At 35.5% G+C, this 21,491-nt stretch carries 26 protein-coding genes and 1 riboswitch; all 26 genes read left to right on the forward strand.

Going from position 1 to position 21,491, the window contains the following annotated elements; translation table 11 throughout:
• Positions 1–10 precede the first annotated feature (10 nt).
• The 26 genes from cbiB (at position 11) to panC (ending at position 21,484) form a co-directional block, all read left to right on the forward strand.
• Complete coding sequence (gene cbiB / locus O3607_RS01495; RefSeq protein WP_119208702.1) at positions 11–1,003, forward strand: adenosylcobinamide-phosphate synthase CbiB; 993 nt, start codon at positions 11–13, stop codon at positions 1,001–1,003.
• Complete coding sequence (gene cobS / locus O3607_RS01500; RefSeq protein ID WP_024066070.1) at positions 1,003–1,896, forward strand: adenosylcobinamide-GDP ribazoletransferase; 894 nt, start codon at positions 1,003–1,005, stop codon at positions 1,894–1,896. Before cbiB ends, cobS begins: the two co-directional genes overlap by 1 nt.
• Before the next feature lie 65 nt (positions 1,897–1,961).
• Entirely contained in the window at positions 1,962–2,846 is an 885-nt protein-coding gene (locus O3607_RS01505; RefSeq protein ID WP_287499883.1) for a GHMP kinase, read from the forward strand.
• 24 nt (positions 2,847–2,870) lie between these two features.
• Positions 2,871–4,001 (forward strand): pyridoxal phosphate-dependent class II aminotransferase, encoded by a 1,131-nt coding sequence (locus O3607_RS01510; protein ID WP_287513995.1) that lies wholly within the window; start codon positions 2,871–2,873, stop codon positions 3,999–4,001.
• Positions 4,002–4,008: 7 nt separating this feature from the next.
• On the forward strand, positions 4,009–4,647 hold the full coding sequence (locus tag O3607_RS01515) for a histidine phosphatase family protein (RefSeq protein WP_024066067.1): 639 nt from the start codon (positions 4,009–4,011) through the stop codon (positions 4,645–4,647).
• Positions 4,647–5,345, forward strand: coding sequence for a pseudouridine synthase (locus O3607_RS01520; protein WP_316119603.1), 699 nt, complete (start codon positions 4,647–4,649; stop codon positions 5,343–5,345). Before O3607_RS01515 ends, O3607_RS01520 begins: the two co-directional genes overlap by 1 nt.
• Positions 5,346–5,415: 70 nt before the next feature.
• Positions 5,416–6,489, forward strand: a complete 1,074-nt coding sequence (locus O3607_RS01525) for a Xaa-Pro peptidase family protein (RefSeq protein WP_295199087.1) — start codon at positions 5,416–5,418, stop codon at positions 6,487–6,489.
• A 15-nt stretch (positions 6,490–6,504) separates the two neighbouring features.
• Positions 6,505–7,062: an elongation factor P gene (efp, locus tag O3607_RS01530; RefSeq protein WP_060924599.1), complete on the forward strand. Its 558-nt coding sequence runs from the start codon at positions 6,505–6,507 to the stop codon at positions 7,060–7,062.
• A gap of 134 nt (positions 7,063–7,196) precedes the next feature.
• Positions 7,197–7,577: an Asp23/Gls24 family envelope stress response protein gene (locus tag O3607_RS01535; protein ID WP_060924598.1), complete on the forward strand. Its 381-nt coding sequence runs from the start codon at positions 7,197–7,199 to the stop codon at positions 7,575–7,577.
• A gap of 12 nt (positions 7,578–7,589) precedes the next feature.
• The gene (locus O3607_RS01540) at positions 7,590–7,985 is read left to right on the forward strand and encodes an Asp23/Gls24 family envelope stress response protein (RefSeq protein ID WP_129823021.1); all 396 of its coding nucleotides are present in this window, start codon (positions 7,590–7,592) and stop codon (positions 7,983–7,985) included.
• Positions 7,975–8,379: a transcription antitermination factor NusB gene (gene nusB / locus O3607_RS01545; RefSeq protein WP_349224336.1), complete on the forward strand. Its 405-nt coding sequence runs from the start codon at positions 7,975–7,977 to the stop codon at positions 8,377–8,379. Before O3607_RS01540 ends, nusB begins: the two co-directional genes overlap by 11 nt.
• Positions 8,379–9,332, forward strand: a complete 954-nt coding sequence (locus O3607_RS01550) for a metallohydrolase (RefSeq protein ID WP_314363426.1) — start codon at positions 8,379–8,381, stop codon at positions 9,330–9,332. The genes nusB and O3607_RS01550 overlap by 1 nt, the downstream gene beginning before the upstream one ends.
• A 2-nt stretch (positions 9,333–9,334) precedes the next feature.
• Positions 9,335–10,558 carry an exodeoxyribonuclease VII large subunit gene (gene xseA / locus O3607_RS01555; protein ID WP_349224337.1) on the forward strand — a complete coding sequence of 408 codons (1,224 nt, stop codon included), beginning with the start codon at positions 9,335–9,337 and terminating at the stop codon, positions 10,556–10,558.
• On the forward strand, positions 10,533–10,739 hold the full coding sequence (xseB, locus tag O3607_RS01560; protein WP_005386632.1) for an exodeoxyribonuclease VII small subunit: 207 nt from the start codon (positions 10,533–10,535) through the stop codon (positions 10,737–10,739). The genes xseA and xseB overlap by 26 nt, the downstream gene beginning before the upstream one ends.
• Positions 10,740–10,748: 9 nt before the next feature.
• The gene (locus tag O3607_RS01565; protein ID WP_371443212.1) at positions 10,749–11,627 is read left to right on the forward strand and encodes a polyprenyl synthetase family protein; all 879 of its coding nucleotides are present in this window, start codon (positions 10,749–10,751) and stop codon (positions 11,625–11,627) included.
• Positions 11,628–11,655: 28 nt separating this feature from the next.
• Positions 11,656–12,135, forward strand: a complete 480-nt coding sequence (locus tag O3607_RS01570; RefSeq protein ID WP_287514006.1) for a divergent PAP2 family protein — start codon at positions 11,656–11,658, stop codon at positions 12,133–12,135.
• Complete coding sequence (locus O3607_RS01575) at positions 12,132–12,935, forward strand: TlyA family RNA methyltransferase (RefSeq protein WP_302207692.1); 804 nt, start codon at positions 12,132–12,134, stop codon at positions 12,933–12,935. The genes O3607_RS01570 and O3607_RS01575 overlap by 4 nt, the downstream gene beginning before the upstream one ends.
• A 9-nt stretch (positions 12,936–12,944) precedes the next feature.
• Complete coding sequence (locus O3607_RS01580) at positions 12,945–13,829, forward strand: NAD(+)/NADH kinase (protein WP_287514008.1); 885 nt, start codon at positions 12,945–12,947, stop codon at positions 13,827–13,829.
• Positions 13,830–13,910: 81 nt separating this feature from the next.
• Entirely contained in the window at positions 13,911–14,432 is a 522-nt protein-coding gene (locus O3607_RS01585; RefSeq protein WP_287514010.1) for a class I SAM-dependent methyltransferase, read from the forward strand.
• A gap of 321 nt (positions 14,433–14,753) precedes the next feature.
• Complete coding sequence (gene argR, locus O3607_RS01590) at positions 14,754–15,209, forward strand: arginine repressor (protein WP_024065706.1); 456 nt, start codon at positions 14,754–14,756, stop codon at positions 15,207–15,209.
• A gap of 4 nt (positions 15,210–15,213) precedes the next feature.
• Entirely contained in the window at positions 15,214–16,878 is a 1,665-nt protein-coding gene (gene recN, locus O3607_RS01595; RefSeq protein WP_314363415.1) for a DNA repair protein RecN, read from the forward strand.
• 41 nt (positions 16,879–16,919) lie between these two features.
• Positions 16,920–17,091: riboswitch (Lysine riboswitch) on the forward strand.
• 74 nt (positions 17,092–17,165) lie between these two features.
• Complete coding sequence (gene dapB / locus O3607_RS01600; protein ID WP_105094374.1) at positions 17,166–17,963, forward strand: 4-hydroxy-tetrahydrodipicolinate reductase; 798 nt, start codon at positions 17,166–17,168, stop codon at positions 17,961–17,963.
• A 23-nt stretch (positions 17,964–17,986) separates the two neighbouring features.
• Positions 17,987–19,018 (forward strand): aspartate-semialdehyde dehydrogenase, encoded by a 1,032-nt coding sequence (locus tag O3607_RS01605; RefSeq protein ID WP_024065703.1) that lies wholly within the window; start codon positions 17,987–17,989, stop codon positions 19,016–19,018.
• Positions 19,019–19,039: 21 nt separating this feature from the next.
• Complete coding sequence (gene dapA / locus O3607_RS01610) at positions 19,040–19,927, forward strand: 4-hydroxy-tetrahydrodipicolinate synthase (RefSeq protein WP_371443214.1); 888 nt, start codon at positions 19,040–19,042, stop codon at positions 19,925–19,927.
• 251 nt (positions 19,928–20,178) lie between these two features.
• The gene (panD, locus tag O3607_RS01615) at positions 20,179–20,571 is read left to right on the forward strand and encodes an aspartate 1-decarboxylase (protein ID WP_024065701.1); all 393 of its coding nucleotides are present in this window, start codon (positions 20,179–20,181) and stop codon (positions 20,569–20,571) included.
• A 70-nt stretch (positions 20,572–20,641) separates the two neighbouring features.
• Entirely contained in the window at positions 20,642–21,484 is an 843-nt protein-coding gene (panC, locus tag O3607_RS01620) for a pantoate--beta-alanine ligase (RefSeq protein ID WP_024065700.1), read from the forward strand.
• Positions 21,485–21,491: the final 7 nt, after the last annotated feature.

Here is a 21,491-nt window from a genome sequence, read left to right on the forward strand (position 1 = left end):
GGGGAGATATATGGAACATTTAACAATCTTGCATTGGTTTACAAAGTATAGCTTTGTATGTATACCAGTCTTAGCATTTTTATTAGATTTACTCATTGGAGATCCTAATAGTAAATACCATCCTGTAGCTATTATTGGTCGCATCATATCCTTTTTTGAGGCTGTTCTCTATAAAGATACTGATAACGATACTAAAAAATTATGGTACGGTGGTATTGCAGTTGGCTTAATCCTCGTTTCTGTATACATTATAGTGTCTTTAATACTATGGCTTGGTGGCGTAGTTGATGAATGGGTAGAATATGCTCTTGAAGTAATTATTTTATATATTGCTATATCTCCACGTTCACTAGCTGGTGCAGGCTTTACTATTAGCCAATTAATTAAACAAGATAATATTGTAGAGGCACGCAAACGATTATCTTGGATTGTAGGTCGCGATACAGAAGAATTAGATGAAAGTGAAATTACACGAGCTACAGTAGAAACCATTGCTGAAAACACAGTGGATGGAATTATTGCTCCGTTATTCTTCTTTATCCTTGGCGGTCCAATGGGTGCAATTCTATATAGAACTGCCAATACTATGGACTCTATGCTTGGGTATAAGAACCAAAAATATTTATACTTTGGACGAGTAGCAGCTCGCTTTGATGATCTGCTCAATTGGATTCCTGCACGCATTACCTTTATATTATTAATAATTTCTGCATTCTTTTTACGCTTTGATGCTAAAAAAGCCCTACAAATAGGCTTGCGTGATGCCCATAAGCATCCAAGTCCTAATGGCGGTTATGCAGAAGCACCAGTCGCAGGAGCCTTACATATCCGATTAGGTGGATACAACCAATATTTCAAAAAAATGACCTTCCGTGAATACATGGGAGATCCCATTGAAAAATTAAATCGTAACCACATTACACGTACAATTTATATGATGTATTTTACGACTATACTAATGATCATAATTAGTACAGCCATTACTTATGGGATGAATGTATAATGACACCTTTTTTCATAGCATTACAGTTTCTAACACGTTTAAAAATCGTTAATCAAACAGAATGGTCTGTAGAAGATTTTGGTAAATCCGTTGTAGCCTTTCCCTATGTAGGCTTAATTATTGGCCTTATTTTAGCATTATTGTATGGTATATTATCACCATTTATACCGTTAGTACCATTGATGTTAATCCTTGTTATAGCGGAATTCTTAATTACAGGTGGTCTCCATGCTGATGGCCTAATGGACACCAGTGACGGTTTATTTTCTGGACGTGAAAGGGACCGTAAGTTAGAAATTATGAAAGATAGCCGTATAGGTTCTTTTGGTGTTGTTGCTTTTGTATTTGTTACACTTTTAAAATGGCAATTATTAACAGCGATTCCAACAGCGGAATTTATTCCAATGGCACTGATTATGATGCCATTAATGAGTCGTTGGTCCCTTGTGTTGAGTATTCGATCCTATCCCTATGCACGAGAGCAGGGAATGGGGGCTGCATTCGCTAATTTAGCACCCAAACATGTTATTACATACAATACACTATCAACCTTCTTTATGCCTATTGTAATATTACTAATTGGTGTAATTTTATATACCCTTTTATATGGCGTATATTCCATTTTTTCTATAGCTGATGTAGGCTATGTTGTTGGATTAGGCGTATTGGTTTACGCTACATTAGGTATTTTTCAAATTAATATTGTAAGTATGATTATTACCTATATTATTAATCGTATACTCAACCATTATATTGTTAAGCAACTTGGTGGTACTACAGGTGATACTTACGGATTTGTTGTTGAAGTTACAGAGGTTTTACTACTTTTAATTTATATTATTATATTATCTGTATTATCTGCTTCTGTGGCTTCTAATACTACGATGTTTTAATAATTATTTATCCATTATTTTGTAAAAACAATTACTGTTTTTGTTTAATGCGAAAGGAGTTTAATGTGACCTATTATGTAAGAGCCCCAGGTACATGTGGGGAATTTCTACAAGGTTCTATTAATGGCCAGTCATTTTTAGTGACTTGTCCTATTAATCGTTACTCCTACGCATTAAGTAATGTAAAACATCCATTTTCACAACATTATTGTGCATTACAACCTAAGTCAGCTCTGGCAAGACAATTAGTACAACGATTATTAGAGATAAAAAATAAAGATCAAACTTGTCCACCTGTATATGTACGTTCTGACATTATACAAGGTAAAGGGATGGCTTCAAGTTCTGCGGATATTTCTGTAACGGCTATGGCTACTGCTTTAGCTATGGATTATAATTTATCACTAAAAGAACTAGAACAAATCTGTTTATCCGTAGAACCTACAGATGCTTCATTTTATCAAGGTGTTACGCAGTTTGATTATATTAAGGGTACCATTTCTCAACCACTAGGAATGTGTCCGCCATTGAAAATTCTTGTATTTGATGAAGGCGGTAGTATAGATACCATTACCTTTAATCAACAAGTAGATTTACAAGCTAAAATTTTAGAAAAAGAGTCTATTATACGTGAGTCATTAGATTTATTTAAACGAGGCTTACATACACATGATATCAATTTAATTGGTCAAGCTGCTACATTGAGTGCTTTTGGTAATCAACGCATTCTATATAAAGCAAATTTATATGATTTTCACGATATAGGTAATTACTATAACAGTGTTGGTACAATCATAGCTCATAGTGGTACTATTATGGGACTGCTATTTCCAGTAGATTACAGTCGCATTGATGATTGTAAGCAAGAAATCATACGTAAGTTACCTCACTTATCCTATGTGGATACAGTAGAAACCACAAATGAAGGATTAACCTATATTAAACGATAATATATTTAATAGAAAGAGAATTAAATGTCTAAGATACATGGGGGCAATATATTTCAGTTTGCCCATGAACAACGAATTGAACCATATGAGGTGGTCGACTTTAGCGCTAATATTAATCCCCTTGGACCTAGTCAACGTGGATTAGATGCATTAAATGCACAATTACGCTACATTTCTCATTACCCTGATGCTACCAATGATGATGTATTAAATGCTATTGCTGATACATATGAAATGGATAAACATCAAATTATAGTTGGTAATGGTGCAGCCGAGCTATTATATGCTATTTGCCGTTTACCTGGATATACAGGTGCTTTTGTACCAGCACCAGGATTTTCTGAGTATAAAGAGGCTCTTGAAGCAAGTAAGATTCCTGTACGTGATATTTTTTATCGACCTTGGGAAGATGATAATGGAAAACCTTATTTTGAGGTACCATATTTGGCATTAGAAACCTTTGCGGCTGAACTAAAAGGGCAAGATGGTCGCATCATTGTATTTTTAGGTAATCCTAATAATCCAGATGGTACATTACTTGATAAAGATCATATTCGCACTGTAGCGAGTATGTTGAAAGATGCAAATAGCTTACTCGTTATAGATGAATCATTTATCGATTTTGTTGGAAATGATCCATTACAAGATAATGAGCATTCTATGCGCTCTTTAGTAAATGAATTCGATAATATCATCGTAGTTCATTCCTTCACAAAATTCTATGCTGTACCTGGTTTACGCATTGGTGCCGCTTTTGCTAACGAAACATTAATTACTCAATTACAGCAATATATTCCTAGTTGGTCTGTAAACACATTAGCGCAAGCATATACAAAGGCTGCCTTGAATGATGTGGATTACATTAAGCGAACTAAACAAGAATTAAATGAAGAAAGAGCATTCATGTACAATGCATTAGATGATATAGAAGGAATTACTGTATATCCACCTTCAGCTAATTTTATTTTGTTCCAAGTTAATCAAGAAGGAATTACAGCAAACTATATTAATGAAGAGCTAAAAAAATATAATATGATTGTGCGCAATTGTGACTCCTATGTAGGTTTAACTAATCACTGGGTACGCATTGCTATTAAAGATCATGATACTAATATTAAACTGGTGGATAAACTGACAAATATTTTGAAAGTATAGGAAGATTATGAAGACATTATATATTGTGCGTCATGGTGAAACTGATTGGAATAAAATGGGGAAATATCAAGGTATTACAGATATTCCCCTCAATGAAAACGGTTTGAATCAAGCTAAAGCATGTGGTAATGCCCTTAAAGATGTTACCTTTGACCGTATCTTATCTAGTGATTTAAGTCGTGCCTTAGTTACAGCCGAAACGATTCGAGGTGACCGCACAACATCTATCACAGTAGATAAACGATTGCGAGAGCTTAATTTTGGTGACTGGGAAGCTATGCTATTTTCAGACATTGAAGCACGTTGGCCCGGCCTTATTGATGAGATGTATTTGCGGCCTCATCTTGTAAAAGTACCAAATGGCGAAAGCTTTAAAGATTTGCAAGATCGTGCCTGGGCTGGTCTGGAAGAATTCCTCAATGTTAATGATGAGGAAGAGACTCTTTTAATAGCATGTCATGGCGGAACAATTAGAACCTTATTATGTAAATTATTAGATATTTCTATTAGTCATTGTTGGAATTTTAGCCAAGGTAATACAGCTATTAACCGTATTTTCTATAATGGTATGGGCGAATACGATCATAATATTTTGAATTTGCTCAATGATACAGCTCATGTTGAATTACTCCAAGGACATGTATGATGCGACTCGATAAATTATTAGCTAATAAAGCTTATGGCAGTCGAAAAGAAGTTCATCAACTCTTAAAGGATCAAAGAGTTACTATTAATGGTGAAATAACAACAAAAAAAGATATCCACGTTGATATTGAATCTGATGTAATAATGGTTGATGGACAAGTTGTTAATACTAAGCAGCAGTATTATGTAAAATTTCATAAACCCAAAGGCTATGTTACAGCTGTGGAGGATGCAAAGCATCCAGTTGTAATGGATTTATTGCCACCTGAATATATTAAAATGGGCGTAGTTCCTGTGGGAAGATTAGACAAGGATACAGAAGGATTACTGTTGCTTACCAATGATGGTGTTTGGGGACACTCAATCATCAATGGTAATAAACATGTATCCAAGGTTTATTACGTAGAATATGATGGTGAGTTAACAGAAGAAGGAATTCAACGTATAAAAGAGGGGATTGTACTAGGTGACGGAACCCATTGCAAGCCTGCTTTAATTGATGTTGTATCTTCTCAATCTCTGCATATTACCATTGAAGAAGGCAAATATCATCAAGTAAAACGTATAATTGGTGCTGCAGGCGGTACTGTTACATATTTAAAACGGTTAACTATAGGCCATATAGATTTAACAGGCATAGAAGAGGTTGGTTCTATACAGGACTTAACCATTGGTGATATAGAGGCTTTCAAAAAATAGCATAAAATTCTATTCAATATAGGTATTTTATGGTAAGATTAATTGTACTTTATAGACTAGGAGCATGATTATGAATGGTTTAAATCTGCTACAACAGTATATTAAAGAGCAAGAATTAACAGGCGTCATTTTGATGAGCCCTATAAATTTACATTATTTTGCTGGTTTTACTGGTACTACAGGCTTTGCTATCATTACACAAGATAAAGCCTTTATGATTACTGATTTCAGATATACTGAGCAAGCTACAAAACAATGTGAAGGATATACAGTCATTCAATATGAATCCTCTGTTATGGATACTCTTGTAGATATATTCAATGAGCATCATATTCACGAAGGTTTATTCGGTATTGAAGGCAAGCAAATGCCGGTAGATACGTATGAAACTTTATGTGATACATTAGATGAACGCTTTAATTTTACATCTATCAATTTTGCTAAACTTCGAGCAGTTAAGCGAGAAGATGAATTAGAATTATTGCGAAAAGCTGCTAAAATTGGTGACGACGCCTTTGCTGCATTATTACCCCAATTAAAGGTAGGGATGACAGAAAACGAAGCGCGCATCATATTAGAAACAGAAATGTTAAAACGTGGATCAGAGGAGCCTTCCTTTGCAACCATCGTTGCTTCTGGTAACCGTTCTAGTATGCCTCATGGTGTAGCTAGTGATAAGGTCATCGAAGCAGGTGATTTTGTTACCTTCGACTTTGGTGCCGTATATAAGGGGTACCATTCCGATATGACTAGAACTATTGTAATGGGTCCTGCCTCTGAATTACAAAAAAAGCTGTATAGTATAGTTTTAGAAGCACAAAAACGCGGCGTAGCTGCTGTTCGGGCTGGTATTACCGGTAAAGAACTCGATGCAGTATGTCGTGATTATATCAAAGAACATGGATATACCAAGGAATTTAATCATGGTACTGGTCATGGCGTAGGTCTTGAGATTCACGAAGAACCAGTGGCTAATACAAAATCCGATACGGTATTTACAGAAAATATGATCATTACGGTAGAGCCTGGTATTTATATTACAGGTACTATCGGATTGAGAATAGAGGATAGTGTCATCGTCAAATCTGACGGCTATGAGGTGTTGACACATAGTCCAAAAGAGTTAATTGAAATAGGTATTTAGAAGGAGAAGAGTTAGATGATTTCCAGTAATGATTTTCGTCCAGGTGTAACCGTTGAAATCGACGGTAATGTATGGCAAGTAGTTGATTTCCAACACGTTAAACCAGGTAAAGGTGCTGCATTCGTACGTACTAAAATGAAAAATTTGCAAACTGGTTCTGTAGTAGAACGTACGTTCAATGCTGGTGAAAAAGTGCCTAAAGCACATGTTGACCGTCGTCGTATGCAATACTTATACGAATCTGATGGCGCTTACACATTCATGGATAACGAAACTTACGATCAAGTTGAACTTAACCTTGAACAACTAGGTGATGCTAAAAACTTCCTTCTTGAAAATATGGAAGTATCCATCATGTTCTTCCAAGGTATCGTAATCGGTATCGATTTACCTGTAGCTGTTGAACTTCGAGTAGTTGAAACAGACCCTGGTATCCGTGGTGATACTGCTACTGGTGGTAACAAACCAGCTGTATTGGAAACAGGCTACACTGTAAAAGTACCTCTCTTCATTGAAGTAGATGATGTACTTCGTATTGATACTCGTACAGGTCAATACATCGAACGTGCCTAATACTTATTGATATGTATTGGGGCTAGATCTTTTCATGGAATCTGATTCCCCATATATCTAACATTTGCACTGTAAGCACTTGTCGTCTATGTAATTATATATAGGGACAAGTGCTTTTTTTGAAAGAGGCCAGTATGACCAAGAAAAATACTGAACTAGAGTCGGGTAAAATTAAGATTAGTGAAGATGTATATGCTACGATTGTCACTATAGCAGCACTTGAAACAAAGGGTATACATCATATGAGCTCCACCTTTAATGATGGTGTTAATACCTTCTTTAGACGTAAATCTGATCATGAAGGTGTAAAGATATCATTTAATGATGAAGGGGCAATTTCTGTTACTTTATATGTTTGCATTCAATATGGGTACCGTATCCCTGATGTGGCCTTACGTTTACAAGAACGTATCAAAACAGCTTTAGTTTCTTATACAGAAATTGAGGTACAAACCATTGATGTAGTGGTACAAGACATTATTTTTGATGATTTAGTAACACCATCACAGCCTTAGGAGGGTATCTATATGAGTTCAGACAATCAATTAAACTATGGATTAGATATGGATACCATTGATATTGCAGATTCTGTCATCATCGATGTAGCTACTAAAACGTTAGCTACGATTCCAGGTATTCATTCTTTAAGCCCTCGCTTTTACGATGAATTAGTAGAGGGCATTACACATGCCTTTGGTCAACGTAGTTTACCAGGTATCAATGTTAAACATCGCAAAGGTTTTATTGAAATCAATATTTATATTAAAGCCTTGTATGGATACAATCTTATTGAATTATCCAAACAGTTGCAATTAGAAATCAAACAAACCTTAAAGAATATGCTTGATCTTGATCATGTTAAGGTTGATGTTCATATTGAAGGTATTGTAAAAGAAAAGGAGCCAACTCCACATGGTAATTAAGCGAAATCGACGTGAAGCACGTCAATACGCATTTCAAATGTTATATGCTAATGAATTTCATGCTGACCAAAGTGATGTTCAATTTCCAGAAGGACATATTCATAAATCTATGGATAAGGCCTATGCGAATAACATTATAAATGGTGTATTATCTGCTTCTGAAAGTATAGATGCAGTATTACAGCCATTTTGTAAATCACGTAAAGTTGAAAACTTAGACAAGGTTGATCGCGCTATTTTACGTATTGCTTTATGGGAAATGACAAATGAAGATGAACATTTAGAACCATCTATAGCTATTAATGAAGCTATTCAATTAGCTAAAGATTTTGGTTCTGATTCTTCCTATAAATTAATTAACGCAATTCTAGATGCATATAATAAGAGTAAATAATGAAACGATATTACTTAGGCATTGATACTAGTTGCTACACTACAAGTTGTGCCATTATAGATAGCGACTTTCAAATAGTTGGGGAAGCCCGCAAAATATTAGAGGTCAAACAGGGTGAGCGAGGACTACAACAATCAAATATGGTCTTTCAACATACAAAGGCATTGCCTAAGTTAATATCTGAATTGCCACAACTACCAATTAGTGGTATCGGTGTTAGTGGTTTTCCTAGACGTGAGGAAAATTCCTATATGCCAGCCTTTATGGTAGGGCTAGGGTATGGTCAATCTCTAAGTCATATGATGAATGTACCTTTACAAGTTTTTGCACATCAAGAAAATCATATTTTAGCTGCCCTTCGAGAATTAAAAACTATTCCTAAAGATCCATTTTTAGCACTTCATTTATCTGGTGGTACTACGGAGCTCGTATATTGTCATTATAAAGGAGAAGGCATATTTGAGTCTCACATTATTGGCGGCTCTAAGGATTTACAAGGCGGTCAATATGTAGATCGTATTGGTGTTGCAATGAGTTTGCCATTTCCTGCAGGTAAGCATCTAGAGGCATTAGCATTAGAAACTACAGAATATGAACCATTACCATCTTCTGTAAAAGAAGGTTGGATAAGCTTTGCTGGGCCATGTAGTGCGGCTATGCGACGCATTAGTGCTTCCATGAGTGATTTAGACAAGTCTAATTTGGCGAGAGCTGTATTCACCTCCATAGGAAATGCGTTAGAAAAAATGATTACCTATCATTTACAAAATAAACCTGTTCAAACATTAATTGCCGTTGGTGGCGTAATGAGTAATAGTATACTTCGTCATCGTATGAAGCATTATTGTATACGTAATCACCTTACATTACATGTGGCACAGCCACAATTTTCTGTAGATAATGCCACTGGCAATGCTTTTGGCGCTGCTTTTTTACAAGAAACTAGAGGATAATCGTGAATGTATTAACCATTACACAATTAAACAATCTTATAAAGCGCACCTTAGACCGTGAATATCTACTTAAGAATGTCTATGTTAGCGGTACTATTATTAACGCAAAGCGTCATAGTAGTGGTCACATGTATTTCTCGTTAAAAGACGAAGAATCTGCTATTGATGTTACCATGTGGTCTAGTACCGTTATGCAAAAGGGCCTTGCCAATGCCATTCAGAATGGTTTATTAGTGACTGTAAAAGCATCTGTTAATTTCTACAATAAAATGGGGCGTTTAAATCTTATTGCATCGGATATGCAAATAGGGTCTAAAAGCCCATTACAGCTCGAATTTGATGCGTTAAAACGAGAGTTAACGGCGCTAGGATACTTTGATGACAACCACAAACAAAGTCTTCCATACATGGCAAGTTGCATAGGTATTGTTACATCTCAATCTGGCGCTGTATTGCATGATATTTTACACGTTAGTGAGAGACGTAACCCATTAGTGCAATTTAAATTATTCTCCGTTCCTGTCCAAGGCAATACTGCAGGACCTGTTATTGCAAGAGGTATTGCTGCTGCCGATGCTAACCCAGAGGTAGACCTTATCATCGTTGGTCGTGGTGGTGGATCTATGGAGGATTTATGGTGCTTCAATGATAGAGCAGTTGTAGAGGCAATTTATACTGCTAATACACCAGTTATCTCAGCAGTAGGTCATGAAACAGATTATACTTTATGTGATTATGTAGCAGATGCTCGTGGTGCAACGCCAAGCCACGCTGCAGAAATGGCTGTACTACCTATTACTACACTACAAGATCAATTAACAGAAAAAGAAGAATACCTACACGAGTTTATACGTTATACATTACAGCAGAAACGTACAGATTTAACATTGCTCTTTAATCGTAGATTAGGTATTCCTGCTCTACAATTTTTACATAAACAAAAAACACATTTACAAGAGCTTTCACAATCATTAACTAATGCTACAAAAGAACGATGCAATACAGAGAAACATAGTTTAGCATTATTAGCTCAACAATTAGAATCTCTTAATCCATTACAAATGATGGTAAAAGGGTTTGCAAAGGTTGAACATAATGATAAACCTATAACGTCTGTTACTCAATTACATCCAAAGGATGATATACGAGTTACACTTGCTGATGGTTATGTGAATGCTACGGTAAAGGAGGCGCACAAAGATGGCCGCATCACTAAAAAGTTATGAAAAGAAATATAAAGCCTTAGAGGATATCGTGAAGCAATTAGACGATGGTGATATGACCATCTCTGAACTCTTAACTCAATATAAAAAGGGCTTAACATTAGTAAAAGAATGTGCAGAAATGCTCGATTCGGTTGAAGATGAAGTTCAACAAATTATCGAAGAAGTCCGCATCAGCGAATAAGGAGATTCTATGTTCAAAGATTATTTAGGGTCTAGCAAACAACATATTGAACAATGGTTAGGTGAGGTATTAAGTAGCCCAAATCAAGAATTTAAACCTCTTTATGAATCCATGAGTTATAGCTTAATGCAAGGTGGCAAGCGAATCCGACCAATCTTATCTAAAGCTGTGTTAGAAATGCTTCATAAAGATCCAGCTGATTATAAGGAATTTCTATGCGCCATGGAGTGTATCCATACATATTCCTTAGTACATGATGATTTACCAGCTATGGATAATGATGATTATCGCAGAGGTAATTTAACAAATCATAAAGTTTATGGTGAGGGTATGGCTATTCTAGCTGGTGATGGTTTATTAACTTATGCTTTTCAACTAATGACTGAGAATAAAACTGCTACGCCCCAGCAAAAAATAGATGCTATTAAATGCGTAGCTACTGCAGCAGGCCCGGAAGGTATGGTTGGTGGTCAAGCCTTCGATATGCTCAGTGAAGATAAGCATATCCCACTAGAAGAGTTAAAGGTTTTGCACAGTGGAAAAACGGGTGCATTATTTAATGCATCAGTAGAATTAGGTCTTATTTTAGGCAATGCAGATACGATTACTCGAAAAGCGCTTATGGAATATGCTAATTGTTTAGGATTGTTATTCCAAATTACTGATGATATTCTAGATGTAACTGGTACAATTGAAGAATTAGGAAAAACTCCTGGCAGTGATATTCGCCAACACAAATCTACCTATGTATCCTTACTAGGTTTAGAGGAGGCTAAAAATCAAGCTTCTTTAGTTGGAAAACAGGCTCATAATGCTTTAAACTCCGTTTCTTATGATACATCTATATTATCTGCTTTAATTGATTATCTTTTAGAACGAACTAATTAATTGGTATTACCTGAAGAAGGTATAAATAATGATTGATATATTACCACAAATAGCACACAACTACATAGCACAAGCTGCATTTTGGGGATGGTTTACTGCGCAGGCTATAAAATTTGTATGGCAACTAGTTCGGCATGGTAAATTTCGTCCAGAACGCCTTGTGGGCTCTGGGGGATTTCCCAGTTCCCATACATCCTTTGTAATCGCTACAACTACGGCTATTTACCTTAAAAATGGTGTATCAGATCTCTTTATCTTGTCTTTAGTATTCTCTATAGTCGTTATGTATGATGCATCCGGTGTTCGATTAGAGGCAGGAAAACAAGCTCAAATACTTAATCAAATTGTGGAATATTTTACGAAGAAAAATATTCCTGTTGCCATCACTCGTAAAGAGGCCTTAAAAGAATTATTAGGCCATACACCAATAGAGGTATTTGGGGGATTAATTCTTGGCATTCTTGTAGCATGTATTCAATTTTATTATATTTATAATGGTGTCATATGAGCAGTAAAGAACGTTTAGATATACTCCTTGTCAATCGAGGACTTTTTGAAAGTAGAGAAAAGGCAAAAGCGGCCATAATGGCAGGCCAAATCTTCATGGATACTACGCGTATTGATAAAGCAGGTACAAAAATTCCTGTAGATGCCAATATTGTTGTAAAGGGCAATACTTTGCCTTATGTTAGTCGCGGTGGATTAAAGTTAGAAAAAGCCATTCAAACGTATCCTATCAACTTACAGGATGCTGTTATGGTTGATATAGGTGCTAGTACAGGTGGTTTTACAGATTGCGCCCTACAAAATGGTGCATCTAAAGTCTTTGCCATTGACGTAGGCTATAATCAATTGGCTTGGAAATTGCGTCAAGATCCGCGTGTAATTAATATGGAAAAGCAAAATATCCGTACTGTTACACCTGAGCAGCTTGGTGAACTGGTGGACTTTATTTCTATTGATGTAGCATTTATTTCTTTGGATAAGGTTCTACCAGTTGCGACTACCTTATTAAAGGATACAGGAGCTCTTGTTGCTTTGATTAAGCCCCAATTTGAGGCGGGTAAAGAGAATGTAGGTAAAGGCGGTATTGTGCGGGATCCTCTAATCCATAAAGAAGTTTTACATCGTATCTTACACGTTGCTCATGATTGTGGATTATATATTCACGGCTTAACATTCTCACCAATTAAAGGCATGGAAGGTAATATTGAGTTTTTAGGTTATTTTAAAAAGTACGAAGAAGGGGCGTTAGCCATTGATGATGCTTTAATTGATTCAGTGGTTGCAGAAGCCCATTCATTATAGGAGATTACTATGCGTATCGGATTCTTCCCAAACATGGGGAAAAGCAATATTATGGCAGTTCTAAAAATGGCCGCACATATTTGTAAAGATGAAGGTATCGAAGTATTTTTGCCAGATGATCTCGAATCAGATGCACCTGCACGAGTACTTAAGATTCCTGAAACTCATATTTTAAGTCGTCCAGAAATCTTTAAACAAATTGATATTGCCTTTAGTTTTGGTGGTGATGGTACCATCATCCATTTGGCAAGACAAATTTACCCATATAATGTACCTGTTTGTGGTATTAACCTTGGTGAACTCGGCTTTTTAAACCAAATTGAAGTTCATCAAATGCAAAGTCATATTAAACGTATTGCAAATGGTGATTATAATATAGAAAAACGTGGACATTTATATGCATATATTGACCGAAATAATGGTAATGAAGAAGAATTAGTACCTATCATTAATGAAATCGTTATTACCCGTGCTGAACCAGCAAAAATGGCACGTATTAACATGTCCATCAATAATCAACATACACAAATGTATCCTTCAGATGGCTTGATTGTTTCCTCTGCAACCGGGTCTACGGGATATAATCTATCCGCAGGTGGCCCTATTATGAAGCCTGATAATAGATCCATTATTGTTACACCTGTTGCGCCACATCTGATTCAAGGTGTTTCACTTGTATTAGAAGAGCATGATACAATCCAAATCACAATGCCAGAACGTGAACCACAATTACATATCTGTATAGACGGTACATTTGACTATACATTTACCAATAAAGAAACACTACATATAAACTCTAATCCTGTATATTGTTTATTCGTACGTTTTAAAGATCAATGTTTCTTCGGTACATTATTTAAAAAACTAGCATCTCGTCGTGACGAGTTGTTGTAATACTAAAATCTCAAGTGAGGTGATTTTGTGATTAATATTAACAATGCTGTTCAGTTTCAACATTTAATCTGGGATCGAGTAATGAAACACGCTAATATAGTAGTAGATGCAACATGTGGTAATGGGCATGATTTACTATATTTAGCAGAACGAGCAAAAAAGGGCTGTCATCTATATGGCATCGATATTCAAATGAAAGCGATTAATAGCAGCCAAGAGTTATTGCAGTCAAATGACATAGCGCAAGATGTAAGTCTAACATTTATTCATGACTCCCATGATCGTGCATTAGCTAATCAATTAAAAGATGAAGTTATTGATTTAATGAGCTTTAACCTAGGCTATTTACCAGGTGGTGATCATCAAGTTATAACTAAACCGCATCAAACTATTGATGCCATAAATGAAGGCTTAGAAAAATTATCGAAGTCTGGAGTTATCACAATTGTTGCTTACCCTGGAACAACAGAAGGGTTTGAAGAAATGCAGATGCTTAAATCATATTTATCAGATTTAGAACAGAAATTGTATAATGTATGTCATTGGCATCCAATGAATCAAATCAATAATCCACCTGAGTTATTTATATTGCAAAAACGATAAAACGAAATATATCTTTATTCATTATGAATAAAACTCATAAGAAATATGTAAAAGCCCCTTTATAGGGGCTTTTATTTATACATGTATAATCTTCTAATTTTAAATTATTAATTTCATATAAATAGATGAAGCCTATAGGATATGTGTTTATACGCTATCAGTATATAGAAAGTTTACAATATTTTAAATATTAATATAATATGCATAACTAGTATGAGACATGCAATTTATACCATATATTAATTATGAATATATGGTATAATAATATCAGAAAAGATACTATTCTCTTTTATGTGCAAGTTTTAAAAAAGGGAGTTTAAAATGAAACGCTATCGCTATAACAAAATCAAAGAAATCGTGCAGTCCAAGGCGATTGAAACTCAGGAGGAATTAGCAGCGGCCTTATTAGAAGAAGGCATTGAAGTAACGCAAGCTACAGTTTCTCGTGATATTAAGGAATTGATGTTAATCAAAATTCCTACAGGCGATGGACACTATCGATATGCATTATCACCAGAAGAAAATGTAGTTCTATCTCGTAGTCGAATTAATCGATTATTCCAAGATTCTCTAATTAAGGTAGATCATAGCTTGAATCAAGTTGTATTACATACAATTCCTGGTTCAGCTCAATCCGTAGCATTTTCTATTGACCATGCAAAATGGTCTGAAATTATTGGTACATTAGCTGGTGATGATACAATTTTGTTAATTGCAAAATCTGAAGCTGAAGTTCCAGCAATTTTAGCTAAAATTCAAGATTTAATGAAGGACTAAATAGATGTTAACGCAAATGAGCATTCGCAACTTTGCGTTGATTGAGCAAATGAATATTTCATTTAATGATGGCATAACTATCTTTACCGGCGAAACTGGGGCAGGGAAATCCATATTAATGGATGCCTTTAGTATCCTTTTGGGAGAACGCGCAAGCAGCGAGTTCATTCGTCACGGTAAAGATAGTTTTGTTATAGATGGAATATTTGATATTGCCGATCACCAAAGTATACAAGAGCTATTAGAATCTAAAAATATTATGGTAGAAGAAGGGGAATTAATTCTCTCCCGTTCATTTAATCGCAATGGTAAATCTACTATCTTAGCTAATGATCAACCTATACCATTAAAAGCATTAAAAGAAATTGGTCAACATTTAGCAGATATTCATGGTCAATATAGCAATCAACGATTGTTAGATGCAGATACTCATCATGAATATTTGGATACGTATAATAAAGAAGGACAAGTAGCTTATAAGGCCTATTTAGATGCCTATAAAGTATATAAGCAAGCTAAACAAGATGTGGATCACTTACAAGAAAATATGGCTGAACGAGCACGCGAGCTCGATATGCTACGATACCAAATTGATGAAATTGAAGAAGCCGGTCTCACTATTGGTGAGGATGTCTCTATTGCAGAAGAATTAAAACGTCTTGATAGCTTTGAGCATATTGATAAGGTATTAGGTTCATGTTATGATGCCTTCTATAATGGACGCCAACCATTACTAGACACTATTAACTCTATCAAGGTAGAGGTTAATGATCTTGTAAAGTATGATAGTGAATTAAAGGAAGTATCTGAAATGGTTGACTCTGCTTATTTTCAATTAGAGGAAGCAGCCCAATCATTAGATCGCTACAGAGATACTATTAGCTATGATGAAGAGCGCTATAAGTATTGCCAAGATCGTGACACATTACTTTATGGGTTAAAGAAAAAATATGGTGAAACCATAGAAGAAATTCTAGCATACGAAGAAAAAGCACAAGCCCGTTTAGAGGAACTTGAAAGCCTTGTATTTGCACAAGATGAATTAGAGGCTCGTCTTCATAAGGCTCAAAAAGTGGCAGAAGAGGCTTTAACGGTTTTACATGACATTCGTCAAAAAAATGCAAAAGCTATAGCTAGTGCATTACATCAAGAATTAGTAGATTTAGGAATGCCAAAAGGTGATATTCAGTTCCATATAGAGGATGGCGAAGGATTATCTCCTTTAGGTGCTAAATCAATTGAACTACTATTTTCTGCCAATAAAGGGGAGCAATTATTACCGCTTCACAAGGTAGCCTCTGGTGGTGAATTAGCTCGTATTGCGCTAGCCTTCAAATCTGTATTCCGTACTGACACTTTCAAAACAATGGTATTTGATGAAATCGATGTTGGTATCAGTGGAGATATAGCGTTGAAAGTAGCTGAAAAGATTCTACATCTATCTAAAACTAATCAAGTATTCTGTATCACTCATTTACCTCAAACTGCGAGTATTGCTAAGCAACATTATCACTTGTCTAAAATAGAGCAAGATGACCGTACAGTTTCAACATTATCTGTACTTAATGAGGATGAACGCGTTACGCAAATCGCTTCCATGATGTCTGGTCGAGGTATGTCCTCAACAGCATTAGCAGCGGCAAAAGAACTAATTGCCCATTTTAATTGACTAAAATCGCATAATTACTTATACTAATAGTATTAAGTGAATATGTTGATAGAGGTGCGAGTATAAATAGTAATCATGAGGAGTAGGCATGCATTGATCCATGATAAAAGGGATGCTTGCCGAAGTTCGGTGATTGCGACTCATCGTTCTGGTTGTCTATTTAATAAATGGACGACTGTCATCAATTTGAATTGGTGGAGTGCTATCATTGAGCTTTTAGTAACAGTTATAAGCTATATAAACTTTAAGGCCAGTGGATGCATCCACTGGCTTTTTTGGAGGTATATATGATTCGAGTAATGGTAAATGGCGCTGGCGGTAAAATGGGCCGCGAAGTAGTCAAAGCAGTACATAATGATCCTGAGTTAACATTAGTAGGCGGTATCGATCCTACTAAGGCAGGTCAAGATGTAGGCTCCGTAGCGGGCATCGAACAATTAGGAATTACAATGAATGCCTCCATCGATGAGGTTCTAGATACTAATAAACCTGATGTAATTGTAGATTTTACAAATCCTGCTGTTATTTATGAAAATGCTAAAAAAATGTTATCTGCAGGTATTCATGTAGTTATTGGTACTACAGGTTTAACTGCGGAACAACGTGACGAATTAGATGCTATTGGTCGCCAAAATAATGCAAACTGCCTTGTAGCACCTAATTTCTCTCTTGGTGCAGTTATGATGATGAAGGTCTCTGCAGAATTAGCACCATATTTCCCTAATGTAGAGATTATTGAATTACATCATAACCATAAATACGATGCCCCATCTGGTACATCTATTTTAACAGCTAAATTAATTAACGAAGCTAAACAAGCGGCGAATGCAACGCCTGATGAGGATTTGACTCGTGAAAGTTTACCAGGTGCTCGTGGCGCTAAGGTTGATGACGTAACAATCCACAGCGTTCGTTTACCTGGTTACGTAGCTCACCAAGAAGTACTATTTGGTGGCTATGATGAAACGTTAACAATTCGTCACGATAGTTTAAGCCGACTTTCCTTTATGCCAGGTGTAGTATTAGCATGTAAAAAAATTAGTGCTAAAACTGGTTTAACTTACGGCTTAGAGCATTATTTATAATATTAGAGCAAGGAGATATAGTAATGAAAAAACCTAATGTTGCAATTCTTGGTGCTACTGGTGCAGTAGGTGCTGAATTTATTACACTTATTGAAGAGCGTAATTTCCCATATGAAAATTTAAAATTGTTGGCATCTGCTCGTTCTGCAGGTACTGAACTTACAGTGAATGGAAAAACATATGTAGTAGAGGAAGCAAAGCCAGAATCCTTTGAAAATATTGATATCGCATTATTTGCAGGTGGTTCTATTTCTAAAACATTAGCACCAGAAGCTGCTAAACGTGGTGCAATTGTTATCGATAACTCTAGTGCATTCCGTATGGATCCTGAAGTACCTCTTGTTGTACCAGAAGTAAATCCAGAAGATATCTTAAAACATAAAGGTATTATTGCTAACCCAAATTGCTCTACTATTATTATGAGCTTAGGTTTAAAACCACTACATGATATTTCTCCAATTAAACGCATCGTTGTAAGTACATATCAAGCAGTATCAGGTGCTGGTAAAGAGGGTATTGAAGAACTTGAAAACCAAGTAAAACAATATACTGCTGGCGAAGAAATGACTGCAAACTTATTGCCAACAGGATCTGCCCCTAAACATTATCCTGTAGCATTTAACTTATTGCCACAAATTGATGTGTTCTTGGACAATGATTACACAAAAGAAGAAATGAAAATGGTCAATGAAACACAAAAAATTCTTCATGACGACACAATTCAAGTAGTACCAACTACTGTACGTGTTCCAGTGTATCGTTCCCACTCTGAATCTGTTTTGGTAGAAACAGCTGAACCAGTTTCTGTAGAAGCTTTCAAAGCAGCATGTGAAAAATTCCCTGGTTTACAAGTAAAAGATAATCCTGCAGAACAAATTTATCCTATGCCATTATATACGTCTAATCAAAACGACTGTGAAATCGGCCGTATTCGTAAAGACTTATATAACGACAATGGTATGAATTTCTGGATTGTAGGGGACCAAATTCGTAAAGGTGCAGCACTTAATGCGTTGCAAATTGCTGAGTACTTGGTAGAAAAACAAGCATTTTAATCTATCAAGGGGAGGACAGATATGAAAACCTTTGGTCGAGTATTAACGGCTATGATTACATCATTTAATAATGATGGATCCCTTAACATAGAAAATAGTGTAGCTATTGCTCATCATTTATTAGATAATGGTTCTGATGGTCTTGTTGTATGTGGTACAACAGGAGAAAATCCAACTATGTCTAAAGAGGATAAATTAGCTTTATTTACGGCTATCGCTAAAGAATGTGGTCATAAAGGTACAATTATTGCCAATGTTGGTACTAATGATACAAAATCTTCCGTAAATTTTGTAAAAGAAGTATCTAAAATTGATGGAATCGATGGTTTATTAGTTGTAGTACCTTACTACAATAAGCCAAATCAACAAGGCCAATACTTACACTTTAAAGCTATTGCAGAGGCTACTACACTGCCAATCATGGTATATAATGTACCAAGCCGTGTAGGAACAGGCATTTTCCCAACAACACTAGCACAATTACATAGTGAGTATCCACATGTATGCGCGATTAAAGAGGCCAGTGGCAATCTTATGATTTCATCTGAAATTAAACGCTTAATGCCTGAGGATGACTTCATGGTATATAGCGGAGATGATGGTCTTACATTGCCAATGCTATCTGTAGGAGCATGCGGTGTTGTATCAGTAGTTTCTCATATAGCGGGCAAAGATATGAATGCTATGATTCAAGCTTATAAATCTGGTCATAATTACGAAGCACTTCGTATTCATCAAAGCTTAGCGGATATCATAAAAGCTATGTTTATTACTACAAATCCTATTCCTGTTAAATATGCAGTCCGTAAAATAGGTTTACCTGCTGGTGTATTTAATTTGCCAATGTGTGACCCTAGTGCCGAAGAAGCAGCATATATTGATAAAGCTTTAGCAGAATATTTACAATAATATATAAATAATCATAAAACCAGTAACTACTATGTAGCTACTGGTTTTGTTTTATATGTCTTATATTTGTTACTAATCTTTATAGTCTAATAACCAAAAATATAATGTGTAAACTTTTTATTATGATATAATTGCACTGGAGATAGTATTTTCAACTATACTCTAGTCTACTGTTAATTCATGATAAACAGAAATTTGTGATATTTCGAATCGACCATAAGGCGATTACATTAAAACACAAGGAGTTTAACATGGAACTAACAATGTTAAAAGGTAAAATTCACAGAGCTACTGTGACACAAGCAGAACTTGATTATGTGGGGAGCATTACTATAGATACAGATCTTTTGAGTGCATCTGGAATACGAGAATATGAGCAAGTTCAAATTGTAAATATTAATAATGGAGCACGATTTAGCACATATACTATAGCCGGAGAAGCCGGTAGTGGTGTTATATGTTTAAATGGAGCTGCTGCACGACATGTACAAGTACATGATAAAATTATTATCATGTGTTATGCACAGTTGAATGAAACTGAAGTTGAGAGCCATAAGCCTCTCGTTGTATTTGTAGATACAAACAACAAGATAAGTCATATAAAAAACTATGAGAAACATGGTTTATTAGTTGATCAAAATTAATTGTTATTGATCGAATTACAGTAGACTGTATAGGACTATCTTCGTATTTACAATAAACGGAGGAATTACTATGGAACATGTACTTACAATTGAAAATGTACGCAATACGATTAATAAATGGAAAAAAGAAGGCTATTCCATTGGTTACGTCCCAACTATGGGGTTTTTACACGATGGGCACGCATCATTAATAGATCAAGCAAGAAAAAATAATGATAAGGTAATTGTCTCTATTTTCGTTAATCCCATTCAATTTGGAGAAAATGAAGATTTAAGCACATATCCACGTGATATCAATAGCGATAAAAAGCTATGTGAATCACATGGTGTGGACCTCATATTTACACCTAGTCCAGAAGAAATGTATCAAGATAAAAAGGCTTTTGTAGATATTGTTGATTTATCTAGTACATTATGTGGCATTCGTAGACCAATTCACTTTAAAGGTGTATGTACTGTTGTAGCAAAATTCTTTAATATTATTCAGCCTACAAATGCATATTTTGGTGAGAAGGATGCACAGCAATTAGCCATTATCCGTAAAATGGTTTTTGATTTAAACTTTCCTGTAAATATTATTGGTGTTCCTATTGTGCGTGAACAAGATGGATTAGCAAAATCTTCTCGCAATACATATTTATCGACTGAAGAGCGTAAGGCAGCAACTATATTATATAAATCTATCCAAAAAGGTAAAGAATCAATTACACCAGGTTGTTCTGCGGATAGCATAATTAATACTATGACAGAAATAATACAGTCAGAGCCTCTTGCTAAAATTGACTATATTTCAGTTGTAGATGCTAATACTATGCAACCAGTTGAAGAGATTAATGCTCCTGTTCTAGTTGCCATGGCAGTATATATTGGTACTACACGTCTAATAGATAACTTCTCCTATGATCCAAATTAGGAGGGAG

This window comes from Veillonella sp. 20925_1_51, from assembly GCF_041431445.1.
Classification (GTDB): Bacteria; Bacillota; Negativicutes; order Veillonellales; family Veillonellaceae; genus Veillonella; species Veillonella nakazawae.

Bases quoted from the DNA above. Each gene is read 5' to 3' on its own strand.
- dapB (WP_105094374.1), top strand. From the start codon at position 17,166: ATGATTCGAGTAATGGTAAATGGCGCTGGCGGTAAAATGGGCCGCGAA.
- O3607_RS01585 (WP_287514010.1), top strand. From the start codon at position 13,911: ATGAAACACGCTAATATAGTAGTAGATGCAACATGTGGTAATGGGCAT.
- cbiB (WP_119208702.1), top strand. From the start codon at position 11: ATGGAACATTTAACAATCTTGCATTGGTTTACAAAGTATAGCTTTGTA.
- O3607_RS01525 (WP_295199087.1), top strand. From the start codon at position 5,416: ATGAATGGTTTAAATCTGCTACAACAGTATATTAAAGAGCAAGAATTA.
- O3607_RS01515 (WP_024066067.1), top strand. From the start codon at position 4,009: ATGAAGACATTATATATTGTGCGTCATGGTGAAACTGATTGGAATAAA.
- O3607_RS01605 (WP_024065703.1), top strand. From the start codon at position 17,987: ATGAAAAAACCTAATGTTGCAATTCTTGGTGCTACTGGTGCAGTAGGT.
- panD (WP_024065701.1), top strand. From the start codon at position 20,179: ATGGAACTAACAATGTTAAAAGGTAAAATTCACAGAGCTACTGTGACA.
- cobS (WP_024066070.1), top strand. From the start codon at position 1,003: ATGACACCTTTTTTCATAGCATTACAGTTTCTAACACGTTTAAAAATC.
- O3607_RS01565 (WP_371443212.1), top strand. From the start codon at position 10,749: ATGTTCAAAGATTATTTAGGGTCTAGCAAACAACATATTGAACAATGG.
- O3607_RS01520 (WP_316119603.1), top strand. From the start codon at position 4,647: ATGCGACTCGATAAATTATTAGCTAATAAAGCTTATGGCAGTCGAAAA.
- argR (WP_024065706.1), top strand. From the start codon at position 14,754: ATGAAACGCTATCGCTATAACAAAATCAAAGAAATCGTGCAGTCCAAG.
- O3607_RS01540 (WP_129823021.1), top strand. From the start codon at position 7,590: ATGAGTTCAGACAATCAATTAAACTATGGATTAGATATGGATACCATT.
- O3607_RS01550 (WP_314363426.1), top strand. From the start codon at position 8,379: ATGAAACGATATTACTTAGGCATTGATACTAGTTGCTACACTACAAGT.
- dapA (WP_371443214.1), top strand. From the start codon at position 19,040: ATGAAAACCTTTGGTCGAGTATTAACGGCTATGATTACATCATTTAAT.
- panC (WP_024065700.1), top strand. From the start codon at position 20,642: ATGGAACATGTACTTACAATTGAAAATGTACGCAATACGATTAATAAA.
- recN (WP_314363415.1), top strand. From the start codon at position 15,214: ATGTTAACGCAAATGAGCATTCGCAACTTTGCGTTGATTGAGCAAATG.
- nusB (WP_349224336.1), top strand. From the start codon at position 7,975: ATGGTAATTAAGCGAAATCGACGTGAAGCACGTCAATACGCATTTCAA.
- efp (WP_060924599.1), top strand. From the start codon at position 6,505: ATGATTTCCAGTAATGATTTTCGTCCAGGTGTAACCGTTGAAATCGAC.
- O3607_RS01510 (WP_287513995.1), top strand. From the start codon at position 2,871: ATGTCTAAGATACATGGGGGCAATATATTTCAGTTTGCCCATGAACAA.
- O3607_RS01570 (WP_287514006.1), top strand. From the start codon at position 11,656: ATGATTGATATATTACCACAAATAGCACACAACTACATAGCACAAGCT.
- O3607_RS01535 (WP_060924598.1), top strand. From the start codon at position 7,197: ATGACCAAGAAAAATACTGAACTAGAGTCGGGTAAAATTAAGATTAGT.
- xseB (WP_005386632.1), top strand. From the start codon at position 10,533: ATGGCCGCATCACTAAAAAGTTATGAAAAGAAATATAAAGCCTTAGAG.
- O3607_RS01575 (WP_302207692.1), top strand. From the start codon at position 12,132: ATGAGCAGTAAAGAACGTTTAGATATACTCCTTGTCAATCGAGGACTT.
- O3607_RS01580 (WP_287514008.1), top strand. From the start codon at position 12,945: ATGCGTATCGGATTCTTCCCAAACATGGGGAAAAGCAATATTATGGCA.